The sequence below is a fragment of the Paenibacillus sp. S28 genome (assembly GCF_016624415.1).
In the GTDB taxonomy this organism is placed as follows: Bacteria; Bacillota; Bacilli; order Paenibacillales; family Paenibacillaceae; genus Paenibacillus_AQ; species Paenibacillus_AQ favisporus.
The window spans coordinates 154,643-174,163 of the sequence record NZ_JACVTM010000013.1 but is presented as its reverse complement, the minus strand read 5'-3'; the positions used below and the strand labels follow the sequence as shown (position 1 = coordinate 174,163).

At 54.8% G+C, this 19,521-nt stretch carries 20 protein-coding genes; 19 read left to right on the top strand and 1 reads right to left on the bottom strand.

Going from position 1 to position 19,521, the window contains the following annotated elements; genetic code table 11:
• Positions 1–198: 198 nt before the first annotated feature.
• The 18 genes from IAE55_RS25835 to trxB all read left to right on the top strand — a co-directional run bounded on the left by IAE55_RS25835 (position 199) and on the right by trxB (position 17,992).
• Positions 199–1,341, top strand: a complete 1,143-nt coding sequence (locus tag IAE55_RS25835) for a PucR family transcriptional regulator (protein ID WP_234489862.1) — start codon at positions 199–201, stop codon at positions 1,339–1,341.
• A gap of 105 nt (positions 1,342–1,446) precedes the next feature.
• On the top strand, positions 1,447–2,571 hold the full coding sequence (locus tag IAE55_RS25830; protein ID WP_145027392.1) for an ABC transporter ATP-binding protein: 1,125 nt from the start codon (positions 1,447–1,449) through the stop codon (positions 2,569–2,571).
• A 187-nt stretch (positions 2,572–2,758) separates the two neighbouring features.
• Positions 2,759–3,700: an HPr(Ser) kinase/phosphatase gene (hprK, locus tag IAE55_RS25825; RefSeq protein WP_152399661.1), complete on the top strand. Its 942-nt coding sequence runs from the start codon at positions 2,759–2,761 to the stop codon at positions 3,698–3,700.
• A 12-nt stretch (positions 3,701–3,712) separates the two neighbouring features.
• Entirely contained in the window at positions 3,713–4,744 is a 1,032-nt protein-coding gene (gene lgt / locus IAE55_RS25820; RefSeq protein ID WP_076173196.1) for a prolipoprotein diacylglyceryl transferase, read from the top strand.
• Positions 4,745–4,751: 7 nt separating this feature from the next.
• On the top strand, positions 4,752–5,393 hold the full coding sequence (ppaX, locus tag IAE55_RS25815; RefSeq protein WP_145162054.1) for a pyrophosphatase PpaX: 642 nt from the start codon (positions 4,752–4,754) through the stop codon (positions 5,391–5,393).
• A gap of 7 nt (positions 5,394–5,400) precedes the next feature.
• Positions 5,401–5,940, top strand: coding sequence for an acyltransferase (locus tag IAE55_RS25810; protein WP_076173194.1), 540 nt, complete (start codon positions 5,401–5,403; stop codon positions 5,938–5,940).
• A 206-nt stretch (positions 5,941–6,146) separates the two neighbouring features.
• Positions 6,147–7,340: an ATP phosphoribosyltransferase regulatory subunit gene (locus IAE55_RS25805; RefSeq protein ID WP_145949817.1), complete on the top strand. Its 1,194-nt coding sequence runs from the start codon at positions 6,147–6,149 to the stop codon at positions 7,338–7,340.
• A gap of 78 nt (positions 7,341–7,418) precedes the next feature.
• A complete protein-coding gene (gene hisG, locus IAE55_RS25800; RefSeq protein ID WP_076173192.1) occupies positions 7,419–8,051 on the top strand; it encodes an ATP phosphoribosyltransferase in 633 nt (210 codons plus the stop codon).
• A gap of 57 nt (positions 8,052–8,108) precedes the next feature.
• Positions 8,109–9,404: a histidinol dehydrogenase gene (gene hisD, locus IAE55_RS25795; RefSeq protein ID WP_076173191.1), complete on the top strand. Its 1,296-nt coding sequence runs from the start codon at positions 8,109–8,111 to the stop codon at positions 9,402–9,404.
• Between the two features lie 3 nt (positions 9,405–9,407).
• Entirely contained in the window at positions 9,408–10,010 is a 603-nt protein-coding gene (hisB, locus tag IAE55_RS25790) for an imidazoleglycerol-phosphate dehydratase HisB (RefSeq protein ID WP_089549412.1), read from the top strand.
• A 2-nt stretch (positions 10,011–10,012) separates the two neighbouring features.
• Complete coding sequence (gene hisH / locus IAE55_RS25785; RefSeq protein WP_145162045.1) at positions 10,013–10,633, top strand: imidazole glycerol phosphate synthase subunit HisH; 621 nt, start codon at positions 10,013–10,015, stop codon at positions 10,631–10,633.
• Between the two features lie 44 nt (positions 10,634–10,677).
• Entirely contained in the window at positions 10,678–11,418 is a 741-nt protein-coding gene (hisA, locus tag IAE55_RS25780; RefSeq protein ID WP_145162042.1) for a 1-(5-phosphoribosyl)-5-[(5-phosphoribosylamino)methylideneamino]imidazole-4-carboxamide isomerase, read from the top strand.
• 100 nt (positions 11,419–11,518) lie between these two features.
• Entirely contained in the window at positions 11,519–12,277 is a 759-nt protein-coding gene (hisF, locus tag IAE55_RS25775; RefSeq protein ID WP_116233108.1) for an imidazole glycerol phosphate synthase subunit HisF, read from the top strand.
• Complete coding sequence (hisIE, locus tag IAE55_RS25770; protein WP_200634267.1) at positions 12,274–12,975, top strand: bifunctional phosphoribosyl-AMP cyclohydrolase/phosphoribosyl-ATP diphosphatase HisIE; 702 nt, start codon at positions 12,274–12,276, stop codon at positions 12,973–12,975. Before hisF ends, hisIE begins: the two co-directional genes overlap by 4 nt.
• A gap of 12 nt (positions 12,976–12,987) precedes the next feature.
• The gene (gene hisJ / locus IAE55_RS25765) at positions 12,988–13,812 is read left to right on the top strand and encodes a histidinol-phosphatase HisJ (protein ID WP_145162036.1); all 825 of its coding nucleotides are present in this window, start codon (positions 12,988–12,990) and stop codon (positions 13,810–13,812) included.
• Positions 13,813–13,977: 165 nt separating this feature from the next.
• Positions 13,978–14,925, top strand: coding sequence for a ribose-phosphate diphosphokinase (locus IAE55_RS25760; protein WP_145162033.1), 948 nt, complete (start codon positions 13,978–13,980; stop codon positions 14,923–14,925).
• Between the two features lie 351 nt (positions 14,926–15,276).
• Positions 15,277–17,004: a tetratricopeptide repeat protein gene (locus tag IAE55_RS25755; protein WP_145162030.1), complete on the top strand. Its 1,728-nt coding sequence runs from the start codon at positions 15,277–15,279 to the stop codon at positions 17,002–17,004.
• Between the two features lie 40 nt (positions 17,005–17,044).
• Positions 17,045–17,992: a thioredoxin-disulfide reductase gene (gene trxB, locus IAE55_RS25750; RefSeq protein ID WP_105445122.1), complete on the top strand. Its 948-nt coding sequence runs from the start codon at positions 17,045–17,047 to the stop codon at positions 17,990–17,992.
• A 165-nt stretch (positions 17,993–18,157) separates the two neighbouring features.
• Here trxB and IAE55_RS25745 read toward each other — a convergent pair whose 3' ends face one another.
• Positions 18,158–18,742, bottom strand: a complete 585-nt coding sequence (locus tag IAE55_RS25745) for a LysE family transporter (protein WP_200634266.1) — start codon at positions 18,740–18,742, stop codon at positions 18,158–18,160.
• A 119-nt stretch (positions 18,743–18,861) separates the two neighbouring features.
• On the opposite strand from IAE55_RS25745, the gene IAE55_RS25740 reads away from it, so the two are divergent.
• Positions 18,862–19,416 (top strand): helix-turn-helix domain-containing protein, encoded by a 555-nt coding sequence (locus tag IAE55_RS25740; RefSeq protein ID WP_076173180.1) that lies wholly within the window; start codon positions 18,862–18,864, stop codon positions 19,414–19,416.
• Positions 19,417–19,521 lie beyond the last annotated feature (105 nt).

Here is a 19,521-nt window from a genome sequence, read left to right as displayed (position 1 = left end):
AGCACCTGACTTTTAATCAGGGTGTCGAAGGTTCGAGTCCTTCATGGCTCATCACAAAGACCATTAACCTTTCGGTTGATGGTCTTTTATGGCTTGACGATCTGATGTGAATAAGAAGTGTCGTTTTCGATTTTATATAGGAATATGGTAAGATGATTAATAAAAATGGCAAAGTGGTGGATGACATCAATGGTGGAGATGGAAACATTACGAAGCAAGTTGGAGCAGGTCGTAGGCGGAACGTTACATATGAAGGAGCTGAGCAAACAGCAGTCGGAGTCTGTTTATTTGCCTGTTACGGTATCCGGCAAGGCTTCTTCGAAGAAAGGGAAGCAGACCGAGCATAGAAGCCTCCAGGAAGTGGTGATGGTGGAGGACAAGGTTTGGTTCCCGCTGTTTATCAAGAACGGGCGGGTACACGTAATTGAAGCCAGTTCTGAGCTGGTCAATGATGAAGTATCCCGCTTGATCGGTGTACTGCTGTCTGCGGTAAGAGAACAAACGGGTGATGCCGTGGAAGCCCAGGGTGATGAGGAACGGGAACTCCTGAGGCTCAGTCAATGGATTCAAGAGCAGCTCGACCTGGGACACGGCGATGCCGAATTGCCTGACGATTTGGAACTAAAACGTCTGCTTTCCGCAGAGATGACTCCCTTTTTGCTGACTTGTGAGAGTATCCATGCCTCCGATGTTAAGGGGAGCCAGCTGAAAAAGCTGCTGCGCAGCTACTTCGACGGAGAGGTAGTGCTTGCTGCTCTCCGTGACAACGAGTGGCTCATCTTGGCCAGAAAAGAACTGGTGGCCGGCAGCAATGACGAGAAAGAAGAGGATAACGGCGAATCGGAAACAGACATGCTCTCCGCGTTCTGTATGGGGCTCTATGAGCTGATTGCAAGCGAATGGGTTGGTGCTTTTCATTTATCCGCCGCGCCTTCGTTCATCCCCATGAAGTCACTGCCGGGCACGGTAGGCATGCTTCGGGAAACCATTTTCTTGGGACGGACGTTTCATGTGTCGGAGCATGTCCACTTCCCATGGGAGCTGCTGCTGGAGCGTTTAATCTACAGCATCCCGATGGAGCAGCGCCGCCGCTTTCTCGAACAGGCAGGGGACCACGGCGTATTGTTCAGCGACAACGAGACCTTGTCGACGCTGGAGACTTTCTTTCAGCTCGACTGCAATGTCAGCGAGACGGCGAAGCGACTATATATTCACCGAAACACCCTTTTATACCGGCTCGATAAGATCAAACAAGAGACCAATCTGGACGTTAGAAGCTTTGGGGACGCGGTTTTGGTGAAGCTGACGATGCTATTGTATAAAGTGACGAAAAGAAAATAGGTTTTTTGTGCAGATTGTGTATAGCCAGTCTGCGAGATGTTGGGTAATATATAACTATCATAATGTATTCGATTTCATAACTATACACTAAGGGGGCAAATTCACATGGCAGGTGTACGTTTAGAGCATATTTTCAAAAAGTATCCGGGTTCTGACAAAGCAACAGTTATGGATATCAACCTTGATATCAAGGATAAGGAGTTTCTGGTGTTGGTAGGTCCTTCCGGTTGCGGTAAATCTACGACGCTTCGTATGATCGCCGGTCTGGAAGAAATCTCTGACGGTAAACTTTACATTGGCGACCGCGTCGTGAACGATGTAGCTCCTAAAGACCGCGATATCGCGATGGTGTTCCAGTCCTACGCTTTGTATCCACACATGAACGTATACCAAAACATGGCCTTTGGTCTGAAGCTGCGTAAAGTGAAAAAGGATGAAATTGATAAACGTGTACGTGAAGCTGCGAGAATCCTCGATATCGAGCATTTGCTGGATCGTAAGCCAAAAGCTCTTTCCGGTGGTCAACGTCAGCGTGTTGCCTTGGGACGTGCGATCGTGCGTGATCCTCAAGTCTTCCTGATGGACGAACCGCTTTCCAACTTGGACGCTAAACTTCGTGGTCAGATGCGTGCGGAAATCACGAAACTGGTGAAACGCCTTGAAACCACTTGTATCTACGTAACACATGACCAGACGGAAGCCATGACGATGGGCGACCGTATCGTGGTTATGCAGGACGGCATTATTCAACAAGCCGCTTCTCCGGAAGAGCTGTACAACAATCCAAACAACCTGTTTGTTGCCGGCTTTATCGGATCGCCTACCATGAACTTTATTAACGGAACACTCAGCGAGTCCAACGGTTCTGTACGCTTCAAATCCCAAGGACTTGACGTAGAAGTTCCAGGCGGTAAAGCGCAAATCCTGAAGAGCAAAGGCTACATCGGCAAAGAAGTGATCATGGGCGTTCGTCCGGAAGATATTCATGAAGAGCCTGTATTCTTGGAAGCATCTCCGAATACGATCTTCACGGCCCATGTAGACGTAACAGAAAACCTTGGTCACGAAATGCTCCTCTACCTGAGCGGATTGGGTAACGACACCGTTATCGCCCGTGTAGACGGACGTTCTACGACTCGTGAAGGCAACAGCGCTCGTTTGGCTGTCGACATGAACAAAATTCATATCTTCGACAAAGAGTCTGAGCTGAACGTATTGTTGGCTGACTAATTCCAGGCGGAATGCCTGAAGATGAAGAGCCGCCCTTTCGGGCGGCTCTTTTGTATTTGGAGCGAATAGGCTGCTGACATTGCATTCATGGGAAATATCATTTACGATGGGTACATTAGAAAATTCATGGTTTGACCGGCGGCAGTCGGCTGACAGAAGAGCCAGCTGATAGAAAGGGAGACGTGAAATGGCTAAGAAAGTAAGAGTATCTGAATTGGTCCAGCAATTTCAGCTGGAGGTCATTTCAGGGGAACACGGCCTGAGACGGGCCATCACGACAGACGATTTAAACAGACCGGGTCTGGAAATGGCAGGTTATTTTGAATATCATCCTGAGGAACGGGTGCAGCTGCTGGGACGAACGGAGCTGGCCTTTTTTGCCATGCTTACGGCAGAAGAACGGAAAGAACGGATGGAGCGCCTGTGCAGCAGCGAGGAAACGCCTTGTATTGTTGTCACGAGAGGGCTGGAAGTGCCCGAGGAATTGATCCATTTTAGCCAGGAAAAGAACCTGCCCATCCTGCGGAGCAATATGGCGACGACCATCCTGTCCAGCCGGATTACCGGCTTTCTGGAGAGAAGGCTGGCGCCGACCACTACCATTCATGGCGTATTGTGCGACGTCTATGGGGTAGGCATGCTGATTACCGGCAGCAGCGGCATCGGCAAGAGTGAAACCGCACTGGAATTGGTCAAACGGGGCCACCGGCTGATCGCTGATGATGCGGTGGAAATCCGGCAGACCTCGGACTTTCAGCTGCACGGATCGGCTCCTGAGCTGATTCGCCATCTGTTGGAGATCCGTGGTGTCGGGATCATCAACGTCATGACCCTGTTCGGAGCCGGAGCAATCCGGAACAACAAACGAATTACACTTGTCGTCAAGCTCGAGGCCTGGCAGCAGGATAAACAGTACGACCGGCTCGGACTGGATGAAGAAACGACCAAAATCATCGATACCGACATTCCTCTCGTGACCATTCCGGTACGTCCGGGACGTAACCTTGCGGTCATCATCGAAGTGGCGGCTATGAATTACCGGCTGAAGCAAATGGGTCTGAATGCGGCCCTACAGTTTACGAATAAGCTCACAGCCACCATTGCAGAAGATATGGACGATATGGACTAGGAGAGTGGATACATGGCTACATTGCTAATTAATCCGATCGCTTTCTCGATTGGATCCCTGTCGGTTCACTGGTACGGTCTGATCCTGGGCTTGGGGGCGCTGGTTGGCCTCCTCCTGGCCATCCGGGAAGGCAGAAGATTCGGCATTATGCCTGAATTTTTCATGGACTTGCTGCTGCTGGGAGTACCGTCGGCTATTATCGGGGCGCGGATCTATTTCGTGGCCTTCATGTGGGACGATTACAAGAACAACCTGCTGGACATTTTTAAAATATGGAACGGCGGGATTGCCATTTACGGTGCGCTGATCGGAGCGATCATATGCGCCATCATCTATTTCCGTTACAGAGGGTACAACTTCTGGCGCATTGCCGACATTTGTGCACCCAGCCTGCTTACGGGGCAAATGATCGGTCGCTGGGGCAACTATGTGAACCAGGAAGCGTACGGCGGTCCGGTGAATGAGTTTTTCCTGCGGAACAATCTGCATTTGCCTGCTTTTATCGTAGACCAAATGAACGTCGAGGGCGTATACCACCATCCGACCTTCCTGTACGAATCGTTATGGAGCCTGGTGGGCATCATCATTTTGTTTATTCTCCGTCGTCAAAAGTTTTTGCGCGCGGCTGAATTGTTCCTTTCTTATTTTATTTGGTACTCGATCGGGCGGTTCTTTATCGAAGGACTGCGGACGGACAGCCTTGCTTTTAAGGGTCCGGAATGGCTGGCATCGATGGTTAACGGTTTGTGGAAACCGATGGAGTGGATGGGATTCGAGCATGGTGCGCTTGACCCGAACTATGGAAATGTCCGTATTTCCCAGCTGCTAGCGATCCTGATTATCGTCGTCGCCATTGTATTGATTATTGTGCGCCGTACAACCGGTCAGGCGAAGGAGCACTATCTGGATCCGATCGTCTCGACGAAAGCGCCGAAAGATACGGTGCCGGAAGCAACCGCGCTGGATCATGATACTAAAGTAGAACCCGTTGCTACCCCTGAGCACCGCGAGGAGAACGCCGTAGTGGAGGACAAAAAGGAGTAACGACAGCATGATAGATACCGTACTGTTTGATTTGGACGGAACGATTATTGATACGAATGAATTGATTATCAGCTCGTTTATGCATGTACTGGAGAAGCACGTCCAGCCCCCCCTGACTCGGGAAGTGATCATTCCAAAAATGGGAATGACGCTGGAGCAGCAGCTCCAGTTTTTCTCGGGGAGCGAGGATGTGACCCATTTTCACCAGGCTTACAGAACGTATAACGACGCTCATCACGACGAGATGGTGCAGCCTTTTCCGCATGTGCTGGAGGTAATCAAGGAACTGGACCGGCGCGGCATTACGATGGGGGTTGTGACCACCAAAAATAAGCCGGGCACGTTCCGCGTGCTGGAGATGTTCGGGCTGGACAAGTATATGAAGGCGATTGTAACGGTGATGGACGTTGAGCATCCCAAACCGCATCCGGAGCCGGTGCTGATGGCCATCAAGCAGCTTGGAGCGGATCCGGCAGCAACGTTGATGGTCGGGGACAGCCCGGTGGATATTCAATCCGCCAAGGCGGCAGGCGCCCGGTCTGCCGGGGTCGCTTGGTCGCTGAAAGGCGAGAAGGTGCTCCGCGAGTATAATCCGGATTACATACTGCATGATATGACCGATTTATATTCCTTGGTGGAACAGGAGTAAGGCGATTGTGAGCAGAAACGTGACCCGTTACCCGGTCGAAGGCCCGAACGCGCTGTGGCAAATCTATAGAACGGTCAGCCCTTGGAAAGGGGTTAAAAATTTCATATGTATACAAGCGGCCCGGTACTGCCCGATTCTTCCGCTAAAGAATTGGATCTACCGTCACCTGCTGGGGATGAAGGTGGGAGAGCATGCCGCCTTTGGCCTGATGGTCATGGTGGACGTGTTCTTTCCGGAGAACATCACGATCGGGGATAATTCGGTGATCGGGTACAACACGACGATTCTCGCCCACGAGTATTTGATTAAGGAATACCGGCTGGGACAAGTCCTGATCGGCAGCAATGTGCTGATCGGAGCGAATACGACCATTTTGCCGGGAGTCACGATTGGAGACGGCGCTGTCATTGCCGCGGGGTCCGTCGTGCACAAGAGCGTACCGGCGGGTGCCTTTGTCGGCGGAAACCCGCTGCGCGAGCTGAGACGTTCGGATTCGAAAACGGAGGAGGATGCGCATTCCTCGTCCGTGCCGGCATCGGATGAATAAAGGCAGCGGCCGCACATACGAAAACATTCAAAAGCTTGGATTTTGAATGTTTTTTTTGTATCAAGCCGAGGCAAGTGCACGAAAGTGAAACGTATGGCAATTGACGAATCTGCCTTTTCATGTTAATATAGCCATTATTCTTTACTTTGGTAGTATGGTAGCACTTTAACGTGATGAAGAAATATAACTGTTCGAGGTGATGGGACGTGACCAAGCCGAAAGGTTTTGAAAAGCCTTCAGGCGTCCGCGATTATGTGCCTTATGCGGTCTCCAAGCTGCGCCGGATCGAGCGCGACGTGCTTGACTGCATGAGCCGCTGGGGTTACCGGCAAATCATGACGCCGACGATGGAATATTACGATACGGTAGGCGTGGCAAGCTCCACGTCGGACCGCAAGCTGTTTAAATTATTGAATAACCGGGGCACCACACTGGTGCTTCGTTCGGATATGACGGCTCCGATCGCCCGGGTGGTCTCGTCGCTGCTGAAGGAAGAGCCTCTGCCCATCCGGCTGTCTTACCACGCGAACGTGTTCCGGGCCATTGAGGAAGAAGCCGGACGGGAAGCGGAATTTTTTCAGACTGGCGTCGAGCTCGTCGGTGACGATTCACCCGAAGCGGATGCCGAGGTCGTGGCGCTGGCCATTGAGTCTTTGAAGGCGGCGGGTGTGTCTTCTTTTAAAATTGCCATGGGCCACGTTGGGTTTCTCAACGGGTTGTTTGATGAAATCCTCCCGGGATCAACCGAAGCTCAGCAATCACTGAAAGAGGGACTGCTCAGCCGCGACTTCGTCGGTTTCCGTAAAACAATCAGCGAGCTGGGTGTAACGGATGAACAGCGGAATTGGCTCGAAGGACTTCTCCGTCTGCGCGGAGGCCAGGAAATTTGCGATCAGGCGCTGGAGCTGAGCGGTCATCCGCTCGCAAGGGCATCCATCAGCCATTTGTGCAAAGTATGGGAGGTGCTGGAGGCGTATGGTGTGTCGGAGCACGTGCTTATCGATCTGACAATGATCGGAGACTTTTCCTACTATACAGGAATGACGTTTGAAGGCTACGCCTCCGAGCTTGGCTTCCCGGTCTGCAGCGGCGGACGGTACAACAATCTGCTGAAGCAGTTTGGACGGAACGTTCCGGCGACGGGATTTGCGCTGAAAACGAACCGTATTCTGGATGGCGTCAACGGCGTGCAGGAAGCGGCTGTGCTGCCTGTTCTCGTCCGTTATGACGCAGCACATCGCAAGGAAGGCCTGGCCGAGGCGGCGAGGCTTCGTGCGCAGGGACAATCGGTTGTTACGCTGTTGATCGACGGAGATCATACCGGCCCGGATGCGGCGCAACCAGGGGCGACCAGCCAAGCTTATGGAGAGGTTATCACTTTTGGCGAGAGTTTGGGGTAAAGGGAACCTGGGGCAGGATTAGAAAAACATAAACAGCGAATTGAGATAGATCAACAATTAGAAGCAGGAGGGAGAACGTTGGCAGAAACTTTAAAAGTGGCGATGCCGAAAGGGCGGATCTATAAAAAAGCGTCGGCATTGTTCCGTGAAGCCGGTCTTCCGATCCCGGAAGAGGTCGATGAGTCGCGCAAACTGGTCATTCCGCTGCCGGAGCTGGACATGGAATTCATCCTGGCTAAACCGGTGGATGTGCCGACCTTCGTGGAATACGGCGCCGCGGACATCGGCATCGTCGGCAAGGATGTACTGATGGAAGAAAATCGCGATGTCTACGAGCTGCTGGACTTAGGTATCGCCAGATGCCGGATGTCCGTGATCGGTCTGCCCGACTGGAAGCCGGGCATTCAGCAGCGCGTGGCAACGAAGTACCCGAACGTGGCGTCGCAGTACTTCCGCGAGCAGGGGCAGCAGGTCGAAGTGATCAAGCTGAACGGCTCCATCGAGCTTGCGCCGTTGATCGGGCTTTCCGACCGGATCGTCGATATGGTGGAAACCGGTCAGACGCTGCGGGAAAACGGTTTGGTGGAAATGAACAGCATCTTTGAAATAACGAGCCGCCTGGTGGCCAACCGGGTGAGCTACCGGATGAAGAACGGGCAAATCCAGTCGCTCTGCGACCGGCTTCAGAAAGTGATTTCCGCTTCGGAATAGTTCGGGATAAAGCCAAGCAGAGTGGATGACGAAGAGATAGCAGAGGGGGAGAATGGGATGAAAATCGTACCGGTTGAGGATTTTGATCTGCGGCGGGAGGTCGAGTACGGCACGCCGGAGCAAAATGCAGCCGCCAAACGGATCGTGCAGGACGTAAAGCAGGAGGGCGATGCAGCTCTGCTCCGGTACACAGAAGAGCTCGACCGCACGAAGCTGACGGCATCGGGCCTGCGCGTGACTGAAGAGGAGCTGAAGGCGGCATACACAAAGGTTGAGCCATCGTTCGTCGAAGCAATTTCGGCTGCGGCGCGCAATATTCGCGCGTTCCACGAGAGAGAGAAAAGAAACTCCTGGATGGATCTGCAGCCTGACGGCAGCATCTTGGGGCAAATCATCCGTCCGCTGAAGCGGGTCGGCGTCTATGTGCCGGGCGGGAAAGCGGCCTATCCGTCGTCCGTGCTGATGAATGTCATTCCGGCGCAGGTGGCGGGCGTTCCGGAGATCGTCATGGTGACACCGCCGGCGACGGGCGGAAAAGAGGGCATCAACCCGTATATTCTGGTGGCGGCCGCGGAAGCCGGCGTCCATGAAATTTACCGGGTTGGCGGTGCCCAGGCCATCGCGGCACTGGCGTACGGCACGGAGACGATCGCGCCGGTGGATAAGATCTGCGGGCCGGGCAATATTTATGTCGCGCTGGCCAAGCGGGAAGTGTACGGTGCGGTCGATATCGACAGCATCGCCGGGCCAAGCGAAATCGTCGTGCTGGCCGACGAGCAGGCCGACCCCGAATTCGTGGCGGCCGACCTGTTGTCCCAGGCCGAGCATGACGAGATGGCGTCCGCGATTCTGGTGACGCCTTCGCGGCAGCTGGCGGACGCGGTCGCCGCCGAGGTAAAGCGGCAGCTGGAGAGCCTGCCCCGCCGGGATATCGCGGCGGCTTCGGTGGAGGGCTACGGAGCCATCATCGTAGTGGAGTCGCTGAAGGAAGGCATATCGGTCGTCAACCGGCTGGCGCCGGAGCACCTGGAGCTGATGGTCCAGGATCCGATGGCGATTGTCGGGCTGATCGAGAATGCCGGGGCGATTTTCCTCGGAGCATACAGCTCCGAGCCGGTAGGGGACTATTTTGCCGGACCCAACCACATCATTCCGACGAACGGCACGGCCCGGTTTTCTTCACCGGTCGATGTCGATGATTTTATTAAAAAGTCCAGCATGATCTACTACAGCAAGGAAGCGCTCCTGAAAAACGGCGAAGCGATTATGGAGCTGGCGCGCGGCGAGGGGCTGGAAGCGCATGCCCGGGCCATTGAGGTCCGGCTGAAACGCGAAATCGAAGGGAGAGACTAGAACATGACTAATCAAAGCAGCGAACGCCGTGCAAGCATCAGCCGCAAAACGAACGAGACCGACATTCAGCTGACGTTTGGCGTAGATGGCACCGGGGTATCCGAACTGGAAACGGATGTGCCGTTTCTGAACCATATGCTGGACCTGTTTACGAAGCACGGCCAGTTTGATTTGAAAGTGAAGGCCAAAGGCGACATCGAGATTGACGACCACCATACGGTGGAGGACATCGGCATCTGCCTCGGCCAGACATTAAGGGAAGCCCTCGGCGATAAAAAGGGCATCAAGCGCTACGCGAACGTGTTTATTCCAATGGATGAGGCGCTCGCTCAGGTCGTGATCGACGTGAGCAATCGTCCCCATTTTGAATACCGGGCGGAGTATCCTTCCAGCCAAGTCGGAAGCTTCTCCACCGAAATGGTGCATGAGTTTCTGTGGAAGCTGGCGCTGGAGGCACGCATCACGCTGCATGTCATCGTTCATTACGGCCAGAACACGCACCACATGATCGAAGCGGTGTTCAAGGCGCTGGGGCGCGCGCTGGATGAGGCGACCAGCATCGATCCACGGGTTACGGGGGTTCCATCAACGAAGGGAGTGCTGTAACCGTGACGATCGCCATTGTGGATTACGGCATGGGCAACCTGCACAGCGTCAGCAAGGCCGTCGAACGTCTCGGCACCGAGGCGCTTGTGACGGGCGACCGCGAAGCCATTCTTGGGGCTGACGGCGTCATCCTGCCCGGCGTTGGCGCGTTTGGCGACGCGATGGAGCACCTGCGCGAAACCGGGCTTGACCGGGTAGTTCGGGAGGCCGCTGAGGGCGGGAAGCCGCTGCTCGGCATCTGCCTCGGCATGCAGCTGCTGTTTGGCAGCAGCGAGGAGCATGGCCATCATGAAGGGCTCAACATCTTGCCGGGCAGGGTGGTTCGCTTCCCGGACGGGGAGCTGAAGGTGCCGCACATGGGCTGGAACCGGCTGCAGTTTGTGCAAAAGGACAGTCCGCTCTTCAGCGGCCTTACGGAGGGCCATGTGTACTTTGTCCACTCGTATCATGTGCTGCCGGACGAACCCGCCGATTTGCTGGCAGTAACGGATTACGGCCGTCCGGTGACCGCGATCGTGGGCCGGGGGTCGGTATATGGCATGCAGTTTCATCCGGAGAAGAGCGGCGAGCTGGGCGTGCAGCTGCTGCGCAGCTTTTTGCGGCTGACGGGAGCGAAGGTCTAACGCCTTCTTGACCGGCGTGGAATAACAGGAAAGCGGGGAGAACGATGTCTTCATTTATCATTTATCCGGCCATCGATATTCGCGGAGGCAAGTGCGTACGGCTGGTTCAAGGGGATTACAATCAGGAAACAGTATATAACGACAGCCCACTCGAGGCCGCCAAGGCTTGGGAAGCACAGGGCGGTGCCTATATTCATTTGGTGGATCTGGACGGCGCCAAGGCAGGACGCCCGGTGAACGACGAGGTCATTGGAGCCATTGCCAAAGGCGTTCAAGTCCCCGTTCAAGTCGGGGGCGGACTGCGCACCCTGGATGACGTGAAGCGCCTGCTGGGCCTTGGCGTGAGCCGGGTCATTATCGGCACGGCGGCGATCGAGGACCGCGCCTTTACTGAGGCAGTGCTCGGGACTTATGGAGACCGCGTGGCGATCGGAATCGATGCGCGGAACGGTTATGTGGCGACCCGCGGCTGGCTGGAGACATCGGAGGTTAAGGCAGAGGAGCTGGCTAAAGAGCTGGCGGCCAAAGGAGCGGAAACGTTCATCTTCACCGATATCTCCCGCGACGGCATGATGCAGGGGCCGAACATCGAGGCCATCGTGTCACTGGCCAAAGCCAGCGGACGCACCGTGATCGCTTCGGGCGGCGTGACGGTCACTGAGGACCTGCTGAACCTCAGCGGACACAGCGGCGACGGCGTGGGCGGAGCTATCGTCGGAAAGGCGTTGTACACGGGCAGCATTCAGCTTGCGGATGCGCTGCGGCGAATCGCTGAACAAGCATAAGCGTGAGGATAGGGAGAGCGGAAGCTCTCTTTTGCAGATATAAAGGGATAAACGGTAGTCAGACTACCATGTGAGCACGAAAAGAGAGGGAGCGAGGCCCATGCTGGCAAAACGAATCATTCCCTGCCTGGACGTTAAGGACGGCCGTGTGGTGAAGGGTGTTAATTTTGAAAATTTGCGGGACGCGGGCGATCCGGTGGAACTCGCGGCGCTGTACGACAAGGAAGGCGCGGATGAGCTGGTATTCCTGGACATTTCGGCGTCGGTGGAAGGACGCGCCACCATGGTGGAGGTCGTGCGGCAAACCGCAGGGGAAATCGCGATTCCGTTCACGGTAGGCGGCGGCATTTCCCATGTCGATGACATGAAGCGGATTCTGCGCGCAGGCGCGGACAAAATCGGCATCAACACGGCGGCCGTCCTGAATCCCCAGCTCGTATCGGAAGGCGCGCGCCGGTTCGGCTCACAGTGCATCGTCGTGGCTGTAGACGCCAAGTATAACGAGGCTTGGGGCGAGTGGGAGGTCTACACGCACGGCGGACGCAAAGCGACAGGCATCCGGGCGCTGAACTGGGTGAAGGAAGCGGAAGCCCTCGGAGCGGGGGAGATTTTGCTGACGAGCATGGACGCTGACGGCACGAAGGACGGTTTTGACCTTCCTCTCACCGCGGCGGTCGCGGACGCTGTCCGGATTCCAGTGATTGCCTCAGGCGGAGCGGGAACGAAGGAGCATTTTGCCGAAGTCTTCACGCAGGGGAAGGCGGATGCGGGCTTGGCAGCTACCATTTTTCACTACAAGGAAATATCGATACCGGAATTAAAGCAGGACTTAAAGCAAAAAGGGGTTGAAATCCGATGAGCAGCAACACACAGCAATTCTCCCTGGAGCAGGTGCAGGGGCAAATCCGTTATGACGAGGCAGGCCTCGTACCCGCCATTATTCAGGACGCCACGACGCGTAAAGTGCTGATGATGGCTTATATGAACGAAGAATCGCTCAAGCGGTCGATCGAAACCGGGGAGACCTGGTTCTGGAGCCGCTCGCGGCAGGAGCTGTGGAACAAGGGAGCGACGTCGGGCAACACTCAGCGCATTGTGTCCGCCAGCTATGACTGCGACGGGGATACGCTGCTGTTCCTGGTCCATCCGAAGGGTCCGGCATGCCATACCGGCGAGGAAACGTGCTTTTACCACGGCATTGCCGTTCCGGGACAGGAGCAATCGGCCGAAGGGGTCGGTGCGGCGGGCGAAGGAAGACACCGCTTTGCGGTGCTGGAGGAGCTCGAGCAGGTGATCGCGGAACGCGAGAAGGCGCGTCCGGAAGGCGCGTATACGACCTATCTTTTTGACAAAGGCGTCGATAAAATTCTGAAAAAGGTCGGCGAGGAAACTGCAGAGACGATCATCGCAGCCAAAAACAAGGACAACGACGAGCTGCGCCTTGAGGTCAGCGACCTGATCTATCACCTTCTGGTGCTGCTGCAGGAACGCAAGCTGCCCCTGGATGATATCATGGCCGAGCTGGACCGCCGCCACGAGCGTCCCCGCCGGGATTAGGGGGAAACCGCTATGTACATCGATTACCATACCCACCATGTCCGGTGCGGCCACGCCGTAGGCGAGCTCGAGGAATATGTGCGCCGCGCGGTTGACATCGGGCTGGGACAGATCGGTTTGTCCGACCATATGCCGCTGCTTCATGTGGACCCGGCTTCGTATTACCCGGAGATGGCGATGCCGATGGAAGAGCTTCCGCGATATGTGGAGGAGTGCCTGTCTTTGAAGGAGCGCTACCGCGGCCAAATCGACATTCGGGTCGGCTTGGAGGGCGACTATATCGAGGGCTATGAGGCGGAAATTGAGAAGATCGTGAACGCATACCCTTGGGATTACATTATTGGCTCGGTGCACTTTTTGGGCGAATGGGACATTACGGATCACCGTCAGGTGCAAGGCTGGGAAGGCAAGGATGTCCTGAAGGTATACGAAACGTATTATGATGCGGTGAAAAAGGCGGCTGCTACCGGCTTTTACGACATTATGGGACATCTGGACGTGATTAAGCGGTTCGGGTACCATCCAGGCGCCGAGGCGACAAGGGAAGTAGAAGCGCTGGAAAACGCTGCCCTTGCCGCTGTCGCGGCCAGCGGGGTGGCGATGGAGCTGAATGCGTCGGGATTGTCCAAGCCCTGCGCGGAAATGTTCCCATCCCGGCGCATGCTGGAGGAGGCCTACCGGTTGGGCATTCCGCTCACGGTGGGCTCAGACGCTCATGATCCGCTCAAGCTGGGCGAGAATTTGGAAGCCGCCCGGAACATGCTCTGGGAGGTTGGTTTCCGCGAACTCGTTGTTTTCGAAGGGCGGAAGCGCAGCCGGATACCGCTGGAGGTATAGGCAGGCTTGTAGGTGTACGGTCTGCTGCGGGATCAGGGCCGTCTGAAGTGGCGCCGATGACAGGGACGGAAACATTTTTTCCGCCGGACTCATCGGCGCGATTTCATTCCGGGAGCGAACCGATGTATAATCTAAGTATAGAAGACGGGTTATCAGGAGGGTCGTATGCAACATAAGCTGCGTATTTTTTCCGGATCATCGAATCCTGTTCTAGCTGAAAAAATTTGCGATATGCTGGGTGCGGAGCTGGGCAGCGTTAAGCTTTCCCGTTTCAAAAGCGGGGAAATCTATGTGAACTATGAGGAAAGCATCCGCAATTGCGACGTCTTCCTCGTGCAGTCCCTGTCTCACCCCATTAATGAACTGTTCGTCGAGCTGCTGGTCATGATTGACGCGGCCAAGCGGGCTTCGGCTCGTACGGTGAACATTATCGTTCCTTACTACGGGTATGCCCGCCAGGAACGCAAGTCCGCACCGCGTGAACCGATTACGGCCAAAATGGTGGCGGACGTGCTGACGACGGCCGGGGCGAACCGGGTCATTACTGTTGATTTGCATGCACCTGCTATTCAGGGCTTTTTTAATATTCCCGTCGACCATCTCACGGCGCTGGACCTCATCAGCGGTCATTTGAAATCGCTTCAAATCGACCGGCCGGTCATCGTGTCGCCGGACGCCGGAAGGGCGTCCACCGCGGAGAAGCTGGCGAATCACCTCGATTCTCCGTTTGCGATCATGATCAAGAAGAGACCTGCGCATAACGAGTCCGTCATTACGCATGTTATTGGCGATGTGAAAGGACGGACGCCGATCATCATCGAGGACTTGATCGATACGGGATCGACGATCGTCAATGTGGTCGAAGGCCTGAAGGAGCGCGGGGCGTCCGAGGCGATTGTATGCGCCACGCACGGCCTGTTCTCGGGCGACGCGCTGCAGCGGCTCGATCATCCCCATATCCGGGAGATCGTGGTGACGGATTCGATCGCCATCCCGGAAGCGCGGCCGGAGAAGCTGCACATCTTGACGATTGCTCCGATGCTGGCGCGGGCCACACGGATTATTATCGAGGGCGGGTCGATCGCCACTTTATTCAAGGACGCCGGGGTATAGCTGCCCCGGGGTCTTTTTGCGCTTACGCGGGGGATGGACTTGGTCTGTCTTCAATGAATTTACGTCGACGTACATTTTTCTTTAGATATAAGAATGGATTAGCTACGAAGAAACGGCTCCCTTATATCGCAAGAGAAATTTCCGCTAAACGCGGTCTGGCCCCCTTGAATAAACTTCGATTGTAGATTTCTCTTATAGTAGATTATGCCTTAGATGCCTCTTGCATCTTATGGTATACTGTTCTGGATAGATTGAACTTAAAGTTCGGCGTATGTACTCTCTGATTCCAGAGGGCGAAGCGGTGGCTTCGGTTCGTTCTATCCAGCAATCAAGGAGGTGCCTTGCTTAGGAATGAACGATTATCATCTGCGGGCGGAGGACCTACACCAAAAAGTAATACCCATTCAAATGGATGCCAATTTCTTTTTTGAACGAGCGGTTCGGTCTCTGGACCGGCACCGATACGATAAGGCATTAAAATATTTTCGCAAAGCTGTTGAATATGAGCCGGAGAATCCGGTGAATCATTGCAATATGGCGGGTATATTATCAGAGATGGGCGATTATGAAGGATCAAACGCCGTTCTTGCGCACATTTTGGAGCATGTGGATGCGACCATGACAGAGTGTTACTTCTATATGGCCAACAATTACGCCAACATGGAGAACTTTGAGGAAGCGGAACGCGCACTGGTCACGTATTTGGAGGAGGACCCCGCCGGGCAATTTTTGGACGAAGCGGAAGAAATGATGGAGCTGCTTCAGTATGAGCTGAAGCGGCCGACCAAGCTGAGCCGGATCAAGAGCCGCGGGGGCATCGTGGAGCACGAGCGCGCGCGGTCCCTGATGGAAGAAGGGAAGTTTGCCCAGGCGGCCGAGCTGCTGGAAGGCATCGTGAAGGAAGACCCCGACTTTCTTGCGGCGCGCAACAACCTGTCCCTTGCTTATTATTACATGGGCTTGTTCCGCAAAGCCAAGGAGACCATCGGCGAAGTACTGTCCCTGGAGCCGGGAAATTTGCACGGACTGTGCAACCTGGCGGTTTTTTACCAGCATGAAGGGGATACTGAAGCTTTAGATGGCCTGATGAAGATGCTGGAGGTTACGGTTCCTTTTCATCAGGAACATGTATTCAAGCTTGCGACGACGATGGGGATTCTGGGCCGGCATGAAGCGGCCTACGGTCATTTCCGCCGCCTGCTGAAGGATGACGAGCTCAACGATGATCCGAGCCTCTACCATTACACAGCGGTCGCCGCTTATAATAGCGGCAGAAGCAAGGAGGCGGCCCGTTACTGGAGCACGGCCATGAAGCTGGATCCGGAATCGGGAATTCCCCGGTTTTATTTGGACCAGCTGAAGGAAGGCTTCGGCGGAAGCGTCAAGCTCAGCTATCAATATCATCTGCCCTTTGAAGAGCAGCTGAAGCGGTGGGAGAAGGACGGGGAAGGCATGTCCGAGGAAATCAAGAACAACCCGCTGATTCGGTCTTCCTTCTCCTGGGCGCTCCGGTACGGAGATTCCGGTACCAAGCTGCAGGTCATCCGGGCTTTGGCCTGGATTGCCGATGAGGAAGTTAAGGAGACGCTGATGACCTTCCTCGAAGACCCGGACGTGCTGAGCGAGCTCAAAGCTGAAGCGCGTCGGGTGCTTCGGGATCTCGGGGTTGAGAGCTCCGAACTTCCTGGCACGGCCGTCGGTGCAGCGGCTTACCGTGAAGTGGCTGCGGGTCTGCCCAAGTGGAACGGGACGCTGCAGTCCGTCGTCGACAAGGCCCTGAAAAGCATGGAGACGGTGGCCGACCGCGCACAGAAAAACCATGTGCAGCAATTATGGCACCAGTTTATCAATAAGCTGTATCCCGAGACACTTCTCATCAGGCAGGCGGAGGGCTGGTCGGCGGCTCTGGAATACTTGACGGCCAAGAAACACGGACGCGCCCTGACTTACCAGGAGGTGGCCCAGCGCTATGGCGTTTCGGTCTCCACGGTGAGCCGCAACGTCAAGCGGATCGACAGCGTATGTTCACTGGATGAAGAAAGCGATGATATTTTCCGGCCATTTACGGAGAATATCTAAATAGACCCATTCATTTCCGTTCGAAAAGGAGGCAATTCTCATGTACAAATCCATCGTTATCGGAACAGGACCTGCCGGCCTGACGGCCGCGATTTATCTGGCACGCGCCAACATGAAGCCGCTGGTTATCGAAGGCATGCAGCCCGGCGGACAGCTGACCACCACGACTGAGGTAGAGAACTTTCCGGGGTTCCCGGAGGGCATTATGGGCCCTGAGCTCATGGACAACATGCGCAAGCAGGCGGAACGCTTCGGCGCCGAGTTTAAAACCGGCTGGGTCAACAAAGTCGATTTCTCCAAACGCCCGTTCAAGCTATCCGTGGAAGGCATGGGAGAGATTGAGGCGGAATCCGTAATTATTTCCACAGGCGCCTCGGCCAAATACCTGGGCATTCCGGGCGAGCAGGAAAACGTCGGACGCGGAGTCAGCACATGTGCGACCTGCGACGGATTTTTCTTCCGCGGCAAAAAGATCGTCGTGATCGGCGGCGGGGACTCCGCGATGGAGGAAGCCAGCTTCCTGACCCGTTTCGGTTCCAGCGTCACGCTGGTTCACCGGAGAGAAGAGTTGAGAGCGTCCAAAATAATGCAGGACCGCGCCCGCGAGAACGAAAAGATCATCTGGTCGCTTAACCGTACGCCGCTTGAAATCGTGGCTGGTGAGCACGGCGTGAAGGGACTGAAGGTCCTCAACAATGAAACGAACAAAGAAGAGCTGATCGAAGCAGACGGCGTCTTCGTGGCGATCGGCCATACGCCGAACACCAAGTTCCTCGACGGCCAGATTACGACCGACGAAATCGGCTACATCCAGGTGAAGCCGGGAACGACCGAAACGAACATTCCAGGCGTATTCGCCTGCGGCGACGTGCAGGACGTACGCTATCGCCAAGCGATTTCCGCTGCCGGTACCGGATGCATGGCCGCCATGGACTGCGAGAAGTTCCTGGAAGGCAGCATGGTGCATGACTGGAGCGAAACGCTGTAAAGCGGATCAATACGAACATAGAAAAGGAGCCGGGGACGGCTCCTTTTTACATAAGAATGGGGGAACGGGCTGCTACCTCTGATCCTGCCGAGGAGAGGTTTTCTCCTATATGTGTGCAAATTTCTGTGGATGATCTTCAGGCAGGCGCTGTGCCGAATTCCACATTTATTCGACCAGGATGGAAACCGTGCTGTATGCGAGAAGCAGGCCCATCGCGACGTTAAACGGGGTCTGGTATGCTGACAGCCATCGCTGAAATATGGAGCCGAACATACTCCAACAGAAGGTGCTCATTACGCTCAAGAGTGCCAGAAACAAAGAGAAGCCGATCAAGGCCAGATGGGAAGAATGGTACGGGAGAATAAAGGTGGATACGGCCGTTATGGCGTACAAAATGCCTTTGGGATTGATAAACTGCAGCAGCACCGCCGTTAGAAAGCGGTTGTTTTTGTCCTCCCTGCTGCTCGCGGCCTTCTTGCGGTGGAACATGATTTTAACGGCGAGATACAGCATGTAGGCTGCTCCAAGAATCGTCATCCACCACCGGATACCGGGAATGAGATTTTTGAGCAGCAGATTGCAGTAACTGCACAGCAGGGCAACGACAAAAAAGCCGGCGCCAACGCCCAGACAAAATCGGATCGTTCGTCGAAAACCGTACCGGTGAGCAAACAGCATCGCCATAAAGTTGTTGGGGCCTGGGGTAAAGGTGCTTACTACAATATAGACCAGAAACGAAAATACAGGCATCTTGGGTCTCCTCCGTTTGTATGTTATAATGTCCGGAAATTACGTTATAACGCATTTATACTTCATATTGTACATTGTGATCGTTATATTGTACATAATCGATTGGAAGAGGTGTGCCCATGGAAGAAATCAATCTGATCATCGCGCGAAATTTGAAGAGCATCCGTGACAATAAAAAGCTCAGTCTGGAAAAAGTAGCCGAGCTCACCGGGGTCAGCAAGACGATGATCGGCCAAATCGAGAGGGGCGAATCGAGCCCGACAATCACAACCATTTGGAAAATCGCCAACGGTCTCAAAATTTCGTTCACGTCGCTGATTAACCAGCCCCAGCCTGACACCAAAGTGATTCAGAAAAGCGAGGTCCAGCAGCTATCTGAAGACAACGGCAAATACCGGGTCTACCCTTATTTCCCGTTTGATGAAGAGCGGCGTTTCGAGATGTATGCGGTCGAGATCGATAAAGGGGGATTTCTCGCTTCGGAATCGCATGGTGAGGGAACGGAGGAGTACATTACGGTGTACGAGGGGGAATTGACCATCCGCGTGAACAACAGCGAGCATACCATCGGGAGCGGCGACTCGATCCGGTTCAAGGCCGACCGGCCGCATACGTACCATAATTCCGGCGGCTCGCTGACGAGATTAAGCATGGTCATCTATTATCCGGCTTGAAGCTGGAGGAAGGTGACGCGGGCGTAAATCACTCGGTACCGAAAAGGGGAGAACCCAAGCCTACACCGACGGCAAAAAGACCGGCTGCATGAGCTGGTCCCCGTT

Coding starts and splice junctions, on each gene's coding strand:
- IAE55_RS25835 (WP_234489862.1), top strand. CDS start 199: ATGGAAACATTACGAAGCAAGTTGGAGCAGGTCGTAGGCGGAACGTTA.
- IAE55_RS25830 (WP_145027392.1), top strand. CDS start 1,447: ATGGCAGGTGTACGTTTAGAGCATATTTTCAAAAAGTATCCGGGTTCT.
- hprK (WP_152399661.1), top strand. CDS start 2,759: ATGGCTAAGAAAGTAAGAGTATCTGAATTGGTCCAGCAATTTCAGCTG.
- lgt (WP_076173196.1), top strand. CDS start 3,713: ATGGCTACATTGCTAATTAATCCGATCGCTTTCTCGATTGGATCCCTG.
- ppaX (WP_145162054.1), top strand. CDS start 4,752: ATGATAGATACCGTACTGTTTGATTTGGACGGAACGATTATTGATACG.
- hisD (WP_076173191.1), top strand. CDS start 8,109: ATGAAAATCGTACCGGTTGAGGATTTTGATCTGCGGCGGGAGGTCGAG.
- hisB (WP_089549412.1), top strand. CDS start 9,408: ATGACTAATCAAAGCAGCGAACGCCGTGCAAGCATCAGCCGCAAAACG.
- hisA (WP_145162042.1), top strand. CDS start 10,678: ATGTCTTCATTTATCATTTATCCGGCCATCGATATTCGCGGAGGCAAG.
- hisF (WP_116233108.1), top strand. CDS start 11,519: ATGCTGGCAAAACGAATCATTCCCTGCCTGGACGTTAAGGACGGCCGT.
- hisIE (WP_200634267.1), top strand. CDS start 12,274: ATGAGCAGCAACACACAGCAATTCTCCCTGGAGCAGGTGCAGGGGCAA.
- hisJ (WP_145162036.1), top strand. CDS start 12,988: ATGTACATCGATTACCATACCCACCATGTCCGGTGCGGCCACGCCGTA.
- IAE55_RS25760 (WP_145162033.1), top strand. CDS start 13,978: ATGCAACATAAGCTGCGTATTTTTTCCGGATCATCGAATCCTGTTCTA.
- IAE55_RS25755 (WP_145162030.1), top strand. CDS start 15,277: ATGAACGATTATCATCTGCGGGCGGAGGACCTACACCAAAAAGTAATA.
- trxB (WP_105445122.1), top strand. CDS start 17,045: ATGTACAAATCCATCGTTATCGGAACAGGACCTGCCGGCCTGACGGCC.
- IAE55_RS25745 (WP_200634266.1), bottom strand. CDS start 18,742: ATGCCTGTATTTTCGTTTCTGGTCTATATTGTAGTAAGCACCTTTACC.
- IAE55_RS25740 (WP_076173180.1), top strand. CDS start 18,862: ATGGAAGAAATCAATCTGATCATCGCGCGAAATTTGAAGAGCATCCGT.